Raw genomic sequence first — 17348 nt, forward strand, 5'->3', positions numbered from 1 at the left:
GTCAATGCAAATATCAGACCTCATAATTTTTGTATTTTCATACGAAAAAAGGCCTTTAAGTAAGGAGTTTTTTTATTTATGGAAATCTTGAAAAATAATACGTCAAGAAATTGACGATATTGTTCACACAATTGACCGCTATGCCGCTGTAGGCATTGAGGGAGAGACAGTCTGAATTTTGGTATGTTTTTTCGAAGAGGGGTTACTCGTCATAGAACGAGACTCGGCAATAAGATCGCAAACAGCTAACAACCACAGTTGATGAAAACATTCAATAAAGTTATACGAGGAACTATTAATCCAAAAATTTACATGACCGCGACTTTTCAGCGGATTGTTCGGAGCAAACCCAGTAAACGTGACCACCATCAGGCCGTGCCTTAACGCGTAGTCAGCTCCACAAATCATATTAGAAGACTTCCCACTTGAACTAATAAGAATGACAAGATCACCTGATTTTGCGTAAAATTCTAGAGCTTTTGCGACCCATGCTTCATAACCGTAGTCATTTGCCAAACACGTTATTAACGAGGCTTCATTAAAATTCATGCATCGCACGCCAGCTGCTTTATTAAAGTCCACAGAACAATGACTGGCAATAGCCGCACTTCCACCATTTCCAACGATGATGGTTTTGTTGCCCTTTGCATGACACTCAGTCATCATCTCCTTCAATTCAATCAATTTGCTGGATACATCGCATTTCAATAACGCCTCATGGTATTTCGAGAAATAATCAACGAGAAATTGCTGAGGATCGACAACATGTTTCTTTCTTGTTTTCATTTTTAATTCCTACGTGACCTTTTCAGCATTTCCACCAATATCAAAAGCAATATTTAGACCAATTAGTGCCATACAGAAGAACGATGATATGGTATCGACGACATGGCTATGGTCGATAAAAAATCAACCGTGACCCTTGGCTTTCAAAATGGAAGTTCACTTCCGGCATACCGACCAAAGACTGCCTGACGGCTTTTTGATTGTACGGCTCAACATAGAGGAGCAAAAACCCTCCCCCTCCCGCCCCTAACAATTTTCCACCGACGGCTCCAGCTCTGCACGCTCGCTCGTAGGCATCATCAATCAATGAATTACTGATGGCATCAGACAACTGTCGTTTATACATCCAGCTTTCTTGTAATAATTCTCCAAACTCTCTGAGATCTCGACCATTGCATAATATTGTTGCTCCCTCTTGGACGAGCGACTGCATATGGGTAAGCTGAGAGACCACGTCACCATTCTTAGTGCGAGACATTTGATGCTCAAGGATATCGTGAGCTGTTCGCTGCTGACCGGTATAAAATAACAGCAATCGTTCTTCTAAGGCTGCCAGGCGTTCTTTCTGAACAATCAGCGGTCTGACATCAACACGGTCAACATCATGAAACTCCAAATTGACAACGCCTCCAAGCGCACACGTATATTGATCTTGGAGCCCGACTCGTTCCTTTATCATTTCTCGCTCCACATATACGCTTTCTTTCGCCAGTTGTTCGGTGCTGACCAACTCTCCTTTAAAGGCATGAAGCGCATGCAACAATCCAACGGTAAATGAGGAGGATGACCCGAGCCCTGTACGAGCAGGCAGATCATTTACGACACTCATTTCCACTCCACCGTCAATGTTGACATATCGTAAACATTCACGAATAGATGGATGTTGAAGCTCCTCGACTGACGTACATAATTCCATACGAGAATAACTGACTCGAATCCGATGATCGAAAAACTTTGTCAAGGGAGTCACTGAAATCGTCGTATATTTATCGATGGATGCTCCAAGCGTGGCTCCCCCATACGCAGTGAAATGTTCTGGGTAATCGGTGCCGCCACCAAAGAAACTGATCCTGACTGGAGTTTGCGTAATAATCATCGTGTCAATGACAATCTATTGTTTCGGTTTCTTCCACGAAACTTGCTGTTCATACCAATCTATCGTGGCCGTCAATCCTTCTTCTAATGAAGTAAACTGGAGATCATTCACATACTGCTGTAACTTGCCGATATGTAAGAACTTCGACCGTGCCCCAACATATTTCGAATGATCAAACTGAATGGCATCAAATGGATACTCTACTTTTTCACAAATTTTTTCAGCAAAATACTTAATACTTAATCCCTTACCTGTCCCGATATTCACGATGTCGTTTTTGCAATGTTCACTCACTGCAAGAAGGAAAGAAATAAAATCCTCAATGTAAATAAGCTCACGCGTCTGCTCCCCATCTCCCCATAACACCACAGGCTCTCCATAGTGCTTTCCTCGGAGAATTTTTCGAATTAAGTCAAAGATAAAATGTAATTGCCTATCGTCAGTATGATATCCGGGACCATAGAGCGTGGATGGCACCACATACACAAAGGCCCCACCGTATTGACGTTGAATGGCCTGCAACCCAACATACAGCATGCGTTTTGTCATGGCATATGAAAATAGGCTGTCAATAGGATTTCCACTGAGATAGTGCTCTTCGCACGTATCGAGATCTGGTGCGTACGAGCAACTCGTTCCAATTCCAATCATTTTGGCTTGAAATTGATATGCTTGCCACCAGGAAAGAACGGTGGTATTGATTTTTTGATTGATGATCCATTGTTCACCTGGATGAGAAAGGCAAAAATCCCCGGCTTGCGTCCAGGCCGCAAGATGATAGATGAAGTCATAGTGATAGCGATTAAATTGATTGAGACTCTTCGGATCAGTCAGATCAGCGTCGCGCGATCCTAATCCGACAACCGTATGCCCGGCATCAGTTAGCCGTTGACACAATGCCCGTCCGAGAAAACCTGTTGCGCCGGTCACCAATATCTTCATATTAAGACAGGACGAGGATTAATGGGAAAATAGAACTCAACGCCCTGTGCAATGAGTGCCTGGTTGTTTGTTAAAATTTCTTCTTTAAAGTTCCATGCCAAAACATAATAAATATCCGGAGGAGCCGCCAACTCCGCTTCCATGACTATCGGGATATATTGTCCTGGAGAATACAGGTCACGACGCAACTCATTTTTCTCAACTAAACAATCTAAATATTCAGGACCAATTTCAAAGTAATTCAGGAGGGTATTGCCTTTGACGGGAGCACCAAACCCGTATACGTTTTTCTCAACATCTTTAGCAGTTTCGAGAAATTCTCTATTCCTTGCTTTCAGGAGAGTAATCTGCTCACTAAATGCTTTGTATGTCGAATAGGCATTGCTCTGTTGCAACACTTCTTCTTTTCGTAAATCTTGTAGCCGCAAAGAAGGTTCACATCGCCCAATCGGCCCCACAAACCCAACAATCGAGCCGCCATGAATCGGGGAAAGATATGCATCGAGCATTGATAATCCGTGCATATTTAATAATGTCTCAATCGTCTCTAAATTATAATACAGCAAATGTTCATGATAGATTTGATCAAAGGCCAGGTTTTCGACTATTCGTTTCATATACAGAAACTGCACCACGAATACGCCATCCTCATCTAACGCCAAACGTATTCCATCAGTAATGTCATGAAGATCTTCTAAATGAAAAAAAACTCCTGACGCATTAATGACCTGAAATTTTTCGGGTAACTGCATGAGGAGTTCACCACTGACAAAATTATGTACAGTCGGCACTCCAGACTGATTGGCAATTTCAGCTGTCCCTTTGGAAGATTCAATTCCCAACACGTCATACCCTAATTGTTGATAATGTTTGAGTTGCGTTCCGTCATTTGAACCAATGTCCAAGACTCGTTTTTTCGTAAGACTCTTGAAGAAGACACGATCAACTTCATTCGCCACACACCTAAAATGTTCGTCCAGTGTACGAGTGACACCTGACAAGTATGTATGATCTCCAAACATCACTTCTTTCGGCACCGTATAATCTAACTGTGGTGTATGGCACTTCTGACAATACACGACGCGAAGTGGATAGACGGGTTCAGTGCCTATTTCCTCGGCACGAAGGAAATGATTGCACCAAGGCTGGTCTTTCAAATCTATCGCAAGATCTAGGTCAGATGAATCACAAATTCTACAGTTCATACCATCATCCTCATAACTCGACGATTCTCTTGAAAACCATGAAATACGTGTTCAAATTCTTGTTCAGCTTGCGCATATGAAGCTGGAGTGCCAATATCAAAAAATTGATGCTCGCCCGAATATCCATACAAACCGTTGTGTACCAATTGAGGAAAAATGTCATGTTCCAATGAAAGGCAGGCATTTGCAGGAATACGGCTTAAGACTGAACGCGATAGCACATACAGTCCTGCATTAATCCAACCGGGCGCAAAAGATCGCCCTTTCTCTAAAAAGTCTATAATTTCCGCATTCTCTCCTAACTTGACTTGCCCGTAACGCTGTGGATTCTCGACGACAGTCAAGGCCAGCGTGCCGCTAGCCTTACATTTCATATGAAAGCCAACGAGGCTCGCGATATCCACGTCACACCAGGAATCTCCATTCAGCACCAACACGGGATCAGTCTGAATATTGGACAATGCACTTCGGAGAGCACCTCCAGTTCCCCGTGGCTCGGGTTCATCCGAATACGTAATTCGCAACCCAAGCTGTTCCCCTCCACCAAAGTATTCTCGAATATTCCTCGCCATGTATCCAGTGCAAAGCAAGATATTCTTGAAGCCTGCCTCGCACAACGAAAGCAACTGCCACTCAAGAAACGGACGACCGCGAAGCACGGCCATCGCCTTTGGCCTATCTGACACAACCGACTGCAATCGACTCCCTTTGCCCCCACAAAGTATGACAACATCAAGCGAGTGTTTTACGAGTTGACTCATTGCAAATACCAAGCAGTGTTAAAATACTATCACTGAATATGTCACACAATCCTTCCACTTATCCCTTGTACGACATCTCGCATGGGTTGTCGAAAGGGAGGGATTAACTCTGCGGGAAGTTTATCAAGTGGATAAAAACACAGCTCTAAACTTTCATCACTGCAAGTCAAACTCCCAGATACGATCGTTCCTTCCACAACCACATCAATAAGTTGAAGACCATCTTTCGTGTCAGGATATGTCACAATGCGCTCTTGAGGGTCAGAGTAAATGCCAATGAGACGAATAATCTCCACATCAAGCCCAGTCTCTTCTTTTACTTCACGCATAGCTGTTTGTGTAATCGACTCACCGACCTCAAGCCTTCCACCGGGAAGTCCCCACCAACCACAATCAGATCGCTGTTCAAGAAGAACCCAATTCCGTTCGTCGCGAATCACCACACCGACGCCAAGCCGTACGATCGTGTGAGGACCAACGGTACGTTGAGCAAACATGGTGGGGTAGGCGGTTGAGAACTGAATGTCGTTACACATTGGCATAGTGATTTTTCCTTAACACCGTGTAGCATTTCTTTAGATCGAGAATTCCATCATCTAAAGACCATTGAGTCGTAAATCCAGCCTTATGAATCCTGGAATTTGAGACGATATAATCCCGTTTGTCTGGATCTTCTCCTACAGGGGCCTCAAGATAGACAAAGTTCGGAAAAAAAGATTGAATTCTCTGGCATAATTCAATCTTTGAAAGATTGGCATCATCCAAGCCTAAGTTATACGGTCGACCTTTCATCGCATCAAAATGCTCGATGCCATACACAAATGCTCTCGCGACATCTCGCACATGAATATAGTTTCGCTTGAAATGTCCTTCAAAAATTGTGACCGCTCTATCATGCATTGCGCGATATACAAAATCGTTGACCAGTAAGTCCATCCGCATTCTCGGAGACGAACCAAATACAGTTGCAAGGCGAAAGGTCATGCTGGACTCTCGATCAAGAACGACTTGTTCCGCCTTCACTTTTGTTTCTCCGTACAGAGTCAGGGGACGTAACGGAGACTCTTCTGTGCAATATTGCCCAGCGTCACCAATTCCATATCCACTATTCGTGACAGGAAAGAGCACCATTTGTGCCGGGGACGCCAACTTACAGAGAAGCTGTATCGCGTCAAAGTTAACCGATTGAGACCCTAAACGGTCCTGTTCACATAATGGAGCGCCAACCAATGCCGCGAGTGGAATAAGACAATCTTTATCTTTCAGAACATTTTTTATTTCACGTTCATCTCGGCAATCGGCACGAATGACATCAAAATTGGCATTCCCACAACACTCCATTAGACTGGATTGTCGATACAGAAAATTATCAAGAACTGTGACGTGATAGCCTTGCCCCAACAATGCGGGAACCAACATTGATCCGATGTAACCGGCCCCACCAGTAACAAGTACCTTCAATGGCATACGCGTTGTCCTTTATATATTCGTAACCGACTCAAGCGTCATTACGACACACTGGCTAACGAGGGCGTTTTAAATTTTGCACCCTGCCCTGCTCCTTGCATCCGATCCGTTAACCACTTGGCAAACGATAAGGCGCAGGTCATTCCCGGTTCGACCATGTTCAACACATGAATACTTCGCTCTGTCGATTCCACGACAAGATCGTCAATTAATTGACCGTCAGATCGGATTATTAATTGTGGGAAAATGCCTATTCGACTCCCAAGCGATAGGTCTTCCAGCTCTAACCCTTCAACTACCCTGCAAGCTTCCTTCCAGAAATATTGTTGAGTCGAAATATGCATATCGTGTTTCCAGCCAAGGCGGAGAAGCTTGCGATTCTGGAATACCGCTTTCCACACGGCACGTTGACACGTTAATTTGGCCAGAGTTGCAAAACGATTTAAGTGTGGGTGATACGCTTCACGTCCAAAGGCCGGCACAGCACCAGGCCCAACCAGGACAGATCCATACACCGTGCGCGTCACATGCACGCCGAAGAATGGCGATGCGAAATTTTGAACGGGATAGACAATAGATTGAATTAATGGAGGGCCTGAACGTGTGATGGTAAAGTAGATGCCACGTAACGGCACCAGAACATAGTCCCCACCAACCCCCATCCCATGCGCAAGGCGATCTGCATGCACACCAGCACAATTGACGACAATCTCAGCTGTGTATCGTGCGTCGCGGGTGGACACATGGACCGCGTCAGTGCGTTCCTGGATGTCCACCACCTCTTGCCAATACAGAATCTGCGCGCCAGACCTGACGGCATCATTCGCGAGAGACTTCGTCAAGGCCCGTGAATCAATGATGGCGCCCGTAGGCGAATACAGAACAGTATGTCCATGAAGACTTGGTTCATTCGCTTGTGCACGTGAAACTGGAATGACTTGCAGATCTTGCACGCCATTCCGATCACCTCGCCCTTTTAAGTCTTCCAGCATTGCAACGTGTGACTCATCAGAGGCCACGACATAGGTTCCGACTTGTTCATAGGGAATTCGTCGAGACTCGGCATACTTGCGAATGGCATGACTGCCTTCTACACATAATCGCGCTGCCAATGAGCCCGGCTTCTGATGGAATCCGGAATGAACAATGCCACTGTTTCGACCACTCGCATGTAGACCTACAGCAGGCTCTTTTTCCAGGAGTATGACGTTTCGACGTTGTGCAGCTAAGCTTCGCGCAATCGCACACCCAAGCACTCCGCCTCCAATGATAATGACATCCACGGTTTTATCAATCATCTCACGCAAAACGATTCAAAACCTATGCCACCACAACTATTGAAAAATCGACTGGATTTTGAAAGTTACAACAATCGTCGGATACGCACTGAGAATGGAAGGGAAATTTTTGCCTACAAAGCAGGTAGAAATTGATGAGAGAATCTGGCAGAAATCGGCAATAACCACATCTATAGCGAATCAAAATAAGTTCCATCTGAGGTCAAGCAACGAACCTCGCGCGATTACTCACTTCAAGCATGCGGAAGTTATTTGAAACGGCTATAGCCAAAAACTCAATTGTACTAATTGAAAGAATACGGTAACGGAGAAGAGTTTAGGAGGGAGGAATTTTTCGTTGAGGGAGATTTGTCGGTTTCGGGAGAGTTCGCGCTTGTTCAGGATCGACGGAAATAGCGTTTAAGTTTTCTTGGCGAACAGCTTCATAGAGCTCTTCTCGTAACACTCTCGTTTCCGCTGGACATTCAATACCAAGTCGAACTTGGCCACCCTTTACTTGCACTAACACAATTCGAATATCTTCGCCTATGCGAATTGCTTCATCTTTTTTTCTTGTGAGTATTAACATCAGCCTTCCATGGCGGTCTTGAAAGTTTCAGTCTAGGACCAGTTATTAATTAGCCAATTGTACACGTGCACTCGACGAACGCATGACATGGTGACTCTCATCCACGATGATACACAACCCTATCACGACTTCATAGCCTCTTGTAAACAGATAGTATCCGAAGTTTCACCTTCAGCTTCCGGCTCCTCTGGCAAGAGCGGAACATGCAACGGAATAGATTCATGCAAAATAATTTGTTTGCCTATTCGTGTGCGGAGATTGACCACAATCGGAGCACGAAAGTTCGCCGTCGCTTGATCGGGTCTTCCCGCCGGGATCGTGACAATGACGGAAATCGAAACCTGGTCATCATTGTTCACATTCAAGTCCATCACGCTTTCTTCAGTGATCTGCTTGGGAAATTCAGGCTCAAGAACATCAGCAGGCATGATCACGACGGCTAAGGTTTCATCTTCCAGCGATTGTAGCCATTGGTATCCTGAGCCTTGCTCAACATCAAATACCACATACCGCACGTAATTGGGTAATCCCACAAGTCCCGAAGGGAATGTCACTATCGACTCTTCGGTTACTTCAACTTCGCCAAAACGACTGGTTGCAACCTTCATAACAGTCCTTTATGCCGTAATACCATAAGTGAATGAGCCAAAATCGGCCTACGTTGGCCACGGTGTGTACAAGCGGCCTTCTCTATCATCTATCGGTCGTTACGGCAAAGAAGTTGAGTTGAAAACCAAGAAGTTTGGAGCTACCGGTTCCCTAATGTAGTGCAATTCTTATCTAAGGAGCAACTTGGAATGGTGAGAGCAGGAGTTGAAACCATATTTTCCTGAAGAAGGGTTTGAATAAATTGACGAAACCGTTGTGGTTTTACCGGTAGCGACAGATACCCGTCAAGGTGAAACTCTGTACAAATTTGCTCAGCATCACAGTCGTCATACTGCGAAGACACCCCCCCAATAGGCATCGAATAATATCGTGACCCGTGACTTCGTTCTACAAATGGGCTTTGACCGGCCTTGAGCGTCTGGAGATCAAGGATAACCCCATCAATATCATCGCGCGCATGATACACATCCATAGCCTGCTCAAGACCATGACAGATGACAGGTTCAACGGACTCCAGCTCCAACAGCATAGCCAAGAGGCATACCTGCACGGGATCCTGATGAATGAGGAGCATGCATGGCATTAGCCATCATGCCTCGGGACAATCAGATTCTCCGCCTGCGTCACCTGATCGTATGCAATAAATTCGACACCATTGCGGCCACTGCTCTTCACTAAATATAACGCATTGTCTGCGGCATTAACGAGTGCCCGCACATCGTCTGAACACGACGGCTCCCAGGTCGTCACCCCTTGACTCACCGTAATAGCAATCGCAGAATTTGAAACAAGAATCGGTTCTTCCAGCAGAGAAGCTTGTATCCGTTCCGCTTGCTTCATAGCGGTCGCCGTATCGCTCCCGGGAAGAACAATGAGAAATTCCTCTCCGCCATATCGTCCAATCGCATCATACGGGCGAAGACAACCATGAAACCGTCGAGTCGTCTCGACCAAAACATAGTCTCCAGCCAAATGACCATAGGTATCATTCACCTGCTTAAATTCATCAAGGTCGATCATGATCAAACTTAATGGAAGATTCTCTCGTTGCGCACGAGCCAGTTCTCGATGGAGATACTCCATGATGGCCCCGTGGTTTAATGACTTTGTCAATGGGTCTTGCATGGCTTGCACTCGGAGTGATTCTCGAGCCGCAATCAGCTCAGCTTGTAAATCCACGATACGCTTGCCAGAACGAAGTCGAGCTTCCAGTTCCCCCAGATGAAACGGTTTACAAAGATAATCATCAGCTCCGGCTTCAAGCCCGGCAATCAAATCTTGCGTCTCATCTCTCCCCGTTAATAAAATGATATAGACGTATGGATCACCCGATTGCTCTCGAACCTTCCGACATACCTGCACACCATCAAGCCCTGGCATCATCCAATCAAGAATGGCCACCTGTGGCAGATTATCCGACTGCAACATGTTCCAGGCATCTTCTCCATTGCGACAGGTCACAACCTCATGCCCCCATTGTTGCAAGCGATAGACAACCATGTGCAATGTCAACGGATCATCGTCAGCCACTAAGACTCGCATAAGACTCACTTCCTTTACGCAAAACCGATCACTATTCGGCAAATTGCAGGTAACACGAGAAAGAGGGTCGTTCACCCCATCTGCTTACCCTGAGCACGCTCCATCAAGATACGTCGAGCACGACCTCTCCGTGCCATTCCTTTACGAATTGATTCCTGTCTGTATCGAACTTATCGGAGAAGAAGACCCTAACCTGTAGCAGGACGCGAAGGTGTTTGTGTGATAAACACTTTACCGAAGAAAATTGAGGAGACTGGTTTCAAATTGACGGGTAAGCACCGACAACGACGCTTGCAGATTTACTTGAAGCGTAGAAAGTTCCGTTGCAACTTTGGCAAAATCGGCATCTTCATAATCGGATCGAAGGGTATCAATCGTGACCTGGACCAAACTCAAACTATCCTTGACCGTATCCAACCGATTGACTCGTGCCCCGACATCTGCTCGCGCATTCGTCACTTGCGAGAGAGCGGTATCAAGATTGGCAATCGCAGTGCCAATCCCGTCTTCATCATTCGTCGCCAGCGCTTGGTGGAAATTCTGAAACACCGTAAACAGATCTACCGTCGGACCTGAGAAGACACGATCACCCGCAACATTGGAACTGACCGTTTTGCCATCTCCAATTTCAATAGCAACCTCGTTCGAATCACCCTGATAAATATACCCTGACCTCGCATAAAAGACATCACCAGTCGTTGGCGCTCCGCCAATGGTCACCGTTAATCCATCAAATGTGAGCGGACTTCCCGCACCGGAGGCTTCCGTCTCCCCTGTCGTAACATTCAACACATCATAGTTTGTGCCATTAAACTGCACTTCATAGAGATGAGGTTGGAGCGCCGCTGCAGTTGTTACGACACCGGAAACGGTTCCAGACCCTGCATTGTTCGCTCCCAGGGAAGTCGTGACCGCACCAAGCACATAAGGATCGGTTTGTGTTTGATGGCCAGCAAAGATAGAACGACCATTGAGTTGTGTGTTTGCCAAGCCGGAAAGCGATTGAAACAATTGATTCACTTCTTTTCCGATATTGGCCCGTTCCACGTCGGAATTGGTGTCATTCCTAGCTTGAATAGCCAATTCCCGTCCTCGTTGGATGGCATGTCCAACGGACTCGAACGTACTATCGGACAGACTCAGTCGTCCAATACCTTCATTGACTGAAAACAATCGACGATCGGTAGTCTTGAGTGTATTTTTAAACTGGCTGATACGCTCGGCTGCAGCAGGATCATCGGAAGGTCGATTCACGCGCTTCCCAGAAGCAATTTGCTCTTGCCGTTCAAAGATTCCTTGCCGCACATTTTGGACGGCTGTCAGTAAGGCCTGTGTTTGTTGCCGATCAGTCACTCGCATGGCGTATACTCCAAACCAACATTCAGTAAGACATGTCTGTCATGTCACGCTCAACGTATCAGGATGTTATCGACCTAAAGCCAGCACCGTTTGCAGCAGATCATCTGCGACTGTAATCAAACGGGCCGAGGCTTCGAAGGCTCGCTGAAAACTCAAGAGATGCGTTAACTCTTCATCCAACGAGACCCCGGACACCCCTTCACGAAACGTTTCAACCTGTTCGGTTTCTGCTTTTTTGGCCGTAAGGGAAAACTCGACTTCGCGTGTCGCGCTCCCAACATTCCCGGCGGTAATGGCGTGATAATCATTCAACGTCACACTGCCTAAGGTACTCTGTCTTGCTGTATGAATATCCACTAACGCCAAGGCATTCACATTGTTTCCTGGAACCCCAGCTAAGGTTGATGATGCGGAAATGTCGTCAGTATCGGTAAGCGCTACAGAAAGATCGACGGAGGCCCCTGCATGCGCGCTCACGCGAAAGACATCATCAGCGGCAGGCGCGCCCGAGTCATTGGTGACCACCACGGTTAGCCCATCAAAGACAATATTGTTCCCGGAGGTGTAGGCTTGCCCACTGAGGACCGTCGTGCCATTGGTGGTATCGCGCACATCAAATGTCGTCGCATTGGTAAAGGCTATTTCATAATTACTAAACGTCAATGCGCTCGCGGTGGTGACCGCAACGGATGTTCCGACCGCGCCGCCTGTATTCAAATCATGGGCAACAGGAGCTTCAGGACTCAATGCCGAAAAGAATGCATTGCCCGTGTCACCATCTAGGTCAAACCCGGCTTCATGCTGCTGATTGAATTCATTCACCAATACGGCAACAGATCGATCCAGGCGATCTTGAAACCCCACGATATCTGAATCACGTAACGTGACAAGGCCATTGAGCCGTCCGTCAGTTATTCGTGAGGTGATCGCTAATGTCGTATTATCACTCCGAACAATCGCAATATCGTTAAACGGTGCATTATCAGCATCTGGAGTCTGCACAAGCCTATTCGCATGATTCCCGCTCACCAATTGATGGCCACCGACCATAATCGCCAACCCATCACGCATTTCGATTTCTGACACATCAACCAGTTCAGCCATTTCATTGACACGGACCTGACGTTGATCACGAAGATCGTGGGCCGCACCGCCACTCGCCTCAGCATGAAAAATAGAATCATTCAACGTGGCAATTTCTGTAGCTAAACTATTGACCGTCGTTATATGCCGTCCGATTTCCCCATCAGCATCCCGTCGAATCTGATCGAGTGTTCCTGCAGCACGATTCACTTCATCAGCCAACGAGTTGCCTTTTCCCAGCAACACGGTGCGCTGCACAGCCCCCTCAGGATTCGTCCCAACATCACGAACGGCATTGAAGAATTTCGTGACCCCATGCCCGATTCCATTGTTCTCGCCTTCGGTAAACACTCCATCGGCCTGCACCAAATAATTGCGTCGGGCATCAAGTCGCCCAACATCTTCCTTTAACTTGGTAATCTGCCGCTCGAGAAAGACATCGACATTTCGCCGAATGTCGTTGACGCGTACACCAGACGCTTCTTGACCATTGGCAGGCGATGCGGCCTCAAGCACGACCTCTTGACGGGTATACCCCTTGGTCTCAATGTTGCTGATATTATGAGACGTCGTGGCAAGACCTTGCTGATGCGCACGAATTCCGGTTCTACCGATCTCAAACAGATGTCCGATCCCAGCCATTCGTCCCTACCCTTCCACATTCAGAGAAGTTGACGCTGCAGCAAACGTTAAACACCCAGACTCCCCATACAGCGGCTTCACGCCGACTCCTTCGTGCACAAGAGACATCGCCTCACGAACAACTTGCAACCCACGATTGATGAGTCCAGAATTCTGATTACTGAGTGCTTGCACCTGCTGACCTATGGAGACGAGCTGCGTCAACGCACGTTTTGCGGGTGCAGCCTCAGGCACAGTTGACTGCGCGACCCATGCGAGCGGTTCTTCCTGTGGAGTGGACTGCTGCAACGTCTTGACACACGCCACCCGCTCTTCTTCTATGGAGCGAATACGAATCATGACCACTTCTTTTCGACGAGTCACATCGAGTAACTGCAGATAGTCAAGCTGACGCAACACCGTCCATTCTTCGTGAAGCAACTCCGTTAAATGTTCATAGGCAAGATATTCATCGTGAAACAGATGACGAAGCTTCTCCCAGAGACTCGCTGATGACATACGACCCACCTTTCAATTGATAGCGTTATGAAAGAGCCAGCGCATTCAGTATCGTATCACGTGACAGCGCATCAGCAACCTGCTCTGAACTGGCCAGAGTCTGGTCGCGTTGAAGCACCTCACGAGCAGCCTGGACACGATCATGACGAATATCAGGCTCTTGCAATCCCTGCTGTGTCAGATCACGGACTTCTTGCGCAAAGGCTGAAAGAGCCACATCATCATTCGTGCGGCCTCCTGAAACCTGATTCGACTGACGCTGATCGTTCGGGGGAACGGCTTTAGGCTGGATTGCGGAGAATAATCGACCCAGCTCACCAGTCGGATCCAGACTGGGAATAGTCATAAGTACCTCGCCTCCTTCTATAACACTATATCGGAGACTATGTGTCAGAACTTAACTAGTCATCTGCAAACAGTACGTAACGACTATTTCTGGAGCGGATTGGGAGGTAACGAAAGAGGCGGGATCGGTTGAGACGGTTCCTCTGCCAAGGAGGCCAACATAAAGTCGGCCAGGCCAATCCCTCCGGATTTCGCGGCTCGTTTCGCAATTTCTTCATCGTAAAACGAATGATAGGTTTCGCCCATTGGATTGGCCGTTATACTCCCCTTCGGAATAGTCGCCCTCATCGCCTTCATCAGATATGAGAGAAAGTAGCTTTCATACTCCAAGGCGGCTTTTCGAATTTCTTTAGGATTGCCGGCTTTCTGTAGATTCTGAAGCCGCGCAGTCTCTAACGTGTCAATCGGCGAAATTTGTGGAGAACTCAATACTCCGTCTATCACGTTTTTAGATTCCTTTCATCTTGCACAACGTTTGCTCTCGCATTGCCTCAGTGACGATGTTTCTCGGTGACTGTCTCTTAAATCATTTCCATATCGGCCTGCAGTGCGCCAGCAGCTTTGGCCGCCGTCAGGACCGCAACAAGATCTCGAGGAGACACGCCAATGAAGTTGAGCGCCTTCACCAGGTCACCCAACGTCACCGATTGATCAATTTGGATGACTCGCCCAGCTTCTTCTTCAACCGTCGTATCGGATTCGGCCGTGACGACTGTTTGACCAGCCCCACCACCAATGAGACCTGGAGCTTCTGGTTGCGAAACCTCAAAGTCCGTCTTGATCTTGATCGTCAAACTTCCATGGGATATAGCCATGCTGGATAAGCGCACATGTTCGCCCATGACAATGGTTCCGGTTCGTTCATTCACCACAACCTTGGCTTGAACATCTACATCCACATTCAGCCCCTCAACGGCAGCAATTAATTGAACAATTTTCCCTTGAAATGACTTCGGCATCACCACTTTGACTTGCCCCGAACTCACCGGCAAGGCCACCCCTGATCCAAAATGCGTATTAATGGCATCAGCCACACGAAGCGAAGTCGTAAAATCAGCGTGCCTGATGCTCAACGAAAAAGCCTTCCACTTTTCAATACTCAGGTCTACAGCCTTTTCAACAATCGCCCCACTCGGAATGATACCACCCGACTGTTGATTTTTCGTGACCGATGTCCCAGACGCGCCAGCTTCAAAGCCTGATGTGGAAATTGGTCCTTGCGCGACGGCATACACCTGCTGATTGGGTGCTTTCAATGGGGTCAATAATAATGTCCCCCCTTTCAAACTCTTTGCATTGGCCAACGAGGAAACCTGAATATCCAATTTCATGCCAGGTCGGGCAAACGGCGGAAGCTTGGCAGTCACCATCACAGAGGCAGTATTTTTTGTCAGCAACTGAATCGGATCAACCTTGAGATTTATTCCCATCGAATTCAGCATCGAGAGAATGGCTTGCGCCGTAAACTGTCCACCCACGACGGAATCCCCTGTACGATCCAGGCCAACGACTAAACCATATCCAATCAGTTGATTTTCACGTACCCCCTCAATCGATGCGATGTCTTTAATCCGCGCCGCATCGGCTGACGGCAATAGGAACATGCAACATGCAACGGGTAACACGCAAAATGTAAGAGTGTGAAAAAGACTTGGCTTTTCTCGAATATTGACTGTTACATTTTGCAATTTACATTTCTCCTTAGAAGGGAATGATCCAATCAAGAATTCTGACCAACCAGCCTGGACGTTGCACATCATCCACCACACCAAGTCCCGTATATTCAATCTTGGCTTCCGCAATCGCAGAAGAAATGACGGTATTGGTCGTATCCAGGTCAATCCTCCTGACAATCCCCTTCAGAATCATCGTCTGTTTTTCGCTATTCACGGTCACTTCTCGTCGCCCAGAAATTCGTAAATCTCCATTCGGTAAGACTTCCGTCACCCGAGTGGCGATCGTACCGGTCAAGGTATCTTCGCGACTGGTCGATCCACTCCCTTCAAACTCATTTTCAGTTGACGAATCGATGCCCATCCCTTCAATAAAGGTCGACGCAAAGTTATTGAACCCAAAGATCGAACCCCCGATTGAATTCTTATAGGTCGACTCCCGGTCAGCCTTCGTATTCGCCGACTTTGATCCTTTATGCTGCTCGACGATTTCCACAATCACAATATCGCCGATCCGACTTGCCCGTCGATCCTCAAATAAATATGCACGACCATTCTCTTCTTGCCATAGCGAGCCGGTCGTTTCAGGAAGAGACAACGGTGGCTGTTCGAATGTGTCGCCTTCGACTTTTTTTGTGGACGGCTGTGGTGTGGTACATCCTGTAACAAGCACCACCAACCCCAGAACAAGAGCCAGGGATGTTTTCGTCAGGACGTGTGTTCTGAAACGACTCAAAATCGTACCTCGACAACTCCCGCAGACAACACGGTAGCAAGAACATCACGGCCCGACGTTTGATTCGTGACTGAAATGAGTTCGCCTGATTGACCGGAAGCCTTCGCGACACCAAGCGTTTGCACAAAGAGTCCACCACGTCTTACCTCAATCATGACTCTATCGCCCTTATGAACGAGCAGCGGTTCAGCCACGAACGAAGCCCGGAATGGTTGGTGTGGAGGTAGCGCACGTGTCGCTCGTTTGCCAATGATATCAGTCGGATCCATCACAATATCTTGATGGAATGTTCGAAGATTGACTGTTGTTTTCATGACATCTTTCGCTGTCAACACTTCGTGCATTTTGATCCACCGCACGGGAGTCAGCACGTCTGTGCGAACAGACACCGATGCGACAATATTCACCGTCTTGATAGGCTTCGAATCCACCATAATTTGCACCCGAAACGCTCGACGACCAGTGAGATGACTTAAACGATTTGTCTGAACTTCTAAGGTCAATCGCCCGGCAGGCACTTCAAGCGACGTCTTAGGAAACAACACTTGAACATCAATCTTCATATCTGGCGAGGTGATTCGTGCGTGCAAATCCTTCATAATCGTTTCATGAAACTGTCGAATCGCGACACGTTGTGTTTCCGTCGGCTTTTGCATGGGAGCTTTGGCCCAGGCTTCGCCAATGGGAAGGAAATTCACCAACGTCATGAACACACTACATATTATGATTCGCTTCATA

Annotated in this window: 20 protein-coding genes; all 20 read right to left on the reverse strand. The window is 47.2% G+C overall.

Annotated features, from left to right (window positions below):
• Window positions 1-138: 138 nt before the first annotated feature.
• Window positions 139-786, reverse strand: a complete 648-nt coding sequence (locus ACWHX8_RS11665) for a D-sedoheptulose-7-phosphate isomerase (RefSeq protein ID WP_447968299.1) — start codon at window positions 784-786, stop codon at window positions 139-141.
• A gap of 106 nt (window positions 787-892) precedes the next feature.
• Window positions 893-1882: a GHMP family kinase ATP-binding protein gene (locus tag ACWHX8_RS11670; RefSeq protein ID WP_447968300.1), complete on the reverse strand. Its 990-nt coding sequence runs from the start codon at window positions 1880-1882 to the stop codon at window positions 893-895.
• Window positions 1883-1897: 15 nt separating this feature from the next.
• Window positions 1898-2824 carry an NAD-dependent epimerase/dehydratase family protein gene (locus tag ACWHX8_RS11675; RefSeq protein ID WP_447968301.1) on the reverse strand — a complete coding sequence of 309 codons (927 nt, stop codon included), beginning with the start codon at window positions 2822-2824 and terminating at the stop codon, window positions 1898-1900.
• Entirely contained in the window at window positions 2821-4029 is a 1209-nt protein-coding gene (locus ACWHX8_RS11680) for a methyltransferase domain-containing protein (RefSeq protein WP_447968302.1), read from the reverse strand. The genes ACWHX8_RS11675 and ACWHX8_RS11680 overlap by 4 nt, the downstream gene beginning before the upstream one ends.
• On the reverse strand, window positions 4026-4790 hold the full coding sequence (locus tag ACWHX8_RS11685; RefSeq protein ID WP_447968303.1) for a nucleotidyltransferase family protein: 765 nt from the start codon (window positions 4788-4790) through the stop codon (window positions 4026-4028). The genes ACWHX8_RS11680 and ACWHX8_RS11685 overlap by 4 nt, the downstream gene beginning before the upstream one ends.
• 41 nt (window positions 4791-4831) lie before the next feature.
• Window positions 4832-5332, reverse strand: coding sequence for an NUDIX domain-containing protein (locus tag ACWHX8_RS11690; protein WP_447968304.1), 501 nt, complete (start codon window positions 5330-5332; stop codon window positions 4832-4834).
• Complete coding sequence (locus ACWHX8_RS11695; RefSeq protein ID WP_447971905.1) at window positions 5319-6251, reverse strand: NAD-dependent epimerase/dehydratase family protein; 933 nt, start codon at window positions 6249-6251, stop codon at window positions 5319-5321. Before ACWHX8_RS11695 ends, ACWHX8_RS11690 begins: the two co-directional genes overlap by 14 nt.
• Before the next feature lie 47 nt (window positions 6252-6298).
• Complete coding sequence (gene lhgO, locus ACWHX8_RS11700) at window positions 6299-7555, reverse strand: L-2-hydroxyglutarate oxidase (RefSeq protein ID WP_447968305.1); 1257 nt, start codon at window positions 7553-7555, stop codon at window positions 6299-6301.
• Between the two features lie 316 nt (window positions 7556-7871).
• Complete coding sequence (gene csrA / locus ACWHX8_RS11705; protein WP_447968306.1) at window positions 7872-8123, reverse strand: carbon storage regulator CsrA; 252 nt, start codon at window positions 8121-8123, stop codon at window positions 7872-7874.
• A 122-nt stretch (window positions 8124-8245) separates the two neighbouring features.
• The gene (gene fliW / locus ACWHX8_RS11710) at window positions 8246-8731 is read right to left on the reverse strand and encodes a flagellar assembly protein FliW (RefSeq protein WP_447968307.1); all 486 of its coding nucleotides are present in this window, start codon (window positions 8729-8731) and stop codon (window positions 8246-8248) included.
• Window positions 8732-8871: 140 nt separating this feature from the next.
• The gene (locus tag ACWHX8_RS11715) at window positions 8872-9315 is read right to left on the reverse strand and encodes a hypothetical protein (RefSeq protein ID WP_447968308.1); all 444 of its coding nucleotides are present in this window, start codon (window positions 9313-9315) and stop codon (window positions 8872-8874) included.
• Entirely contained in the window at window positions 9315-10274 is a 960-nt protein-coding gene (locus ACWHX8_RS11720) for a GGDEF domain-containing response regulator (protein WP_447968309.1), read from the reverse strand. Before ACWHX8_RS11720 ends, ACWHX8_RS11715 begins: the two co-directional genes overlap by 1 nt.
• Window positions 10275-10505: 231 nt before the next feature.
• Window positions 10506-11633, reverse strand: coding sequence for a flagellar hook-associated protein FlgL (gene flgL / locus ACWHX8_RS11725; RefSeq protein ID WP_447968310.1), 1128 nt, complete (start codon window positions 11631-11633; stop codon window positions 10506-10508).
• Window positions 11634-11699: 66 nt separating this feature from the next.
• Entirely contained in the window at window positions 11700-13358 is a 1659-nt protein-coding gene (gene flgK / locus ACWHX8_RS11730) for a flagellar hook-associated protein FlgK (protein WP_447968311.1), read from the reverse strand.
• A 6-nt stretch (window positions 13359-13364) separates the two neighbouring features.
• Window positions 13365-13856 carry a flagellar protein FlgN gene (locus tag ACWHX8_RS11735; RefSeq protein ID WP_447968312.1) on the reverse strand — a complete coding sequence of 164 codons (492 nt, stop codon included), beginning with the start codon at window positions 13854-13856 and terminating at the stop codon, window positions 13365-13367.
• 25 nt (window positions 13857-13881) lie between these two features.
• Complete coding sequence (locus ACWHX8_RS11740; protein WP_447968313.1) at window positions 13882-14202, reverse strand: flagellar biosynthesis anti-sigma factor FlgM; 321 nt, start codon at window positions 14200-14202, stop codon at window positions 13882-13884.
• Window positions 14203-14285: 83 nt separating this feature from the next.
• The gene (locus ACWHX8_RS11745; protein ID WP_447968314.1) at window positions 14286-14645 is read right to left on the reverse strand and encodes a rod-binding protein; all 360 of its coding nucleotides are present in this window, start codon (window positions 14643-14645) and stop codon (window positions 14286-14288) included.
• A 77-nt stretch (window positions 14646-14722) separates the two neighbouring features.
• Window positions 14723-15889, reverse strand: a complete 1167-nt coding sequence (locus ACWHX8_RS11750) for a flagellar basal body P-ring protein FlgI (protein WP_447968315.1) — start codon at window positions 15887-15889, stop codon at window positions 14723-14725.
• Between the two features lie 13 nt (window positions 15890-15902).
• The gene (locus ACWHX8_RS11755; RefSeq protein ID WP_447968316.1) at window positions 15903-16610 is read right to left on the reverse strand and encodes a flagellar basal body L-ring protein FlgH; all 708 of its coding nucleotides are present in this window, start codon (window positions 16608-16610) and stop codon (window positions 15903-15905) included.
• Window positions 16607-17347 (reverse strand): flagellar basal body P-ring formation chaperone FlgA, encoded by a 741-nt coding sequence (gene flgA, locus ACWHX8_RS11760; RefSeq protein ID WP_447968317.1) that lies wholly within the window; start codon window positions 17345-17347, stop codon window positions 16607-16609. The genes ACWHX8_RS11755 and flgA overlap by 4 nt, the downstream gene beginning before the upstream one ends.
• Window position 17348 lies beyond the last annotated feature (1 nt).

This window comes from Nitrospira sp. M1, assembly GCF_965152605.1.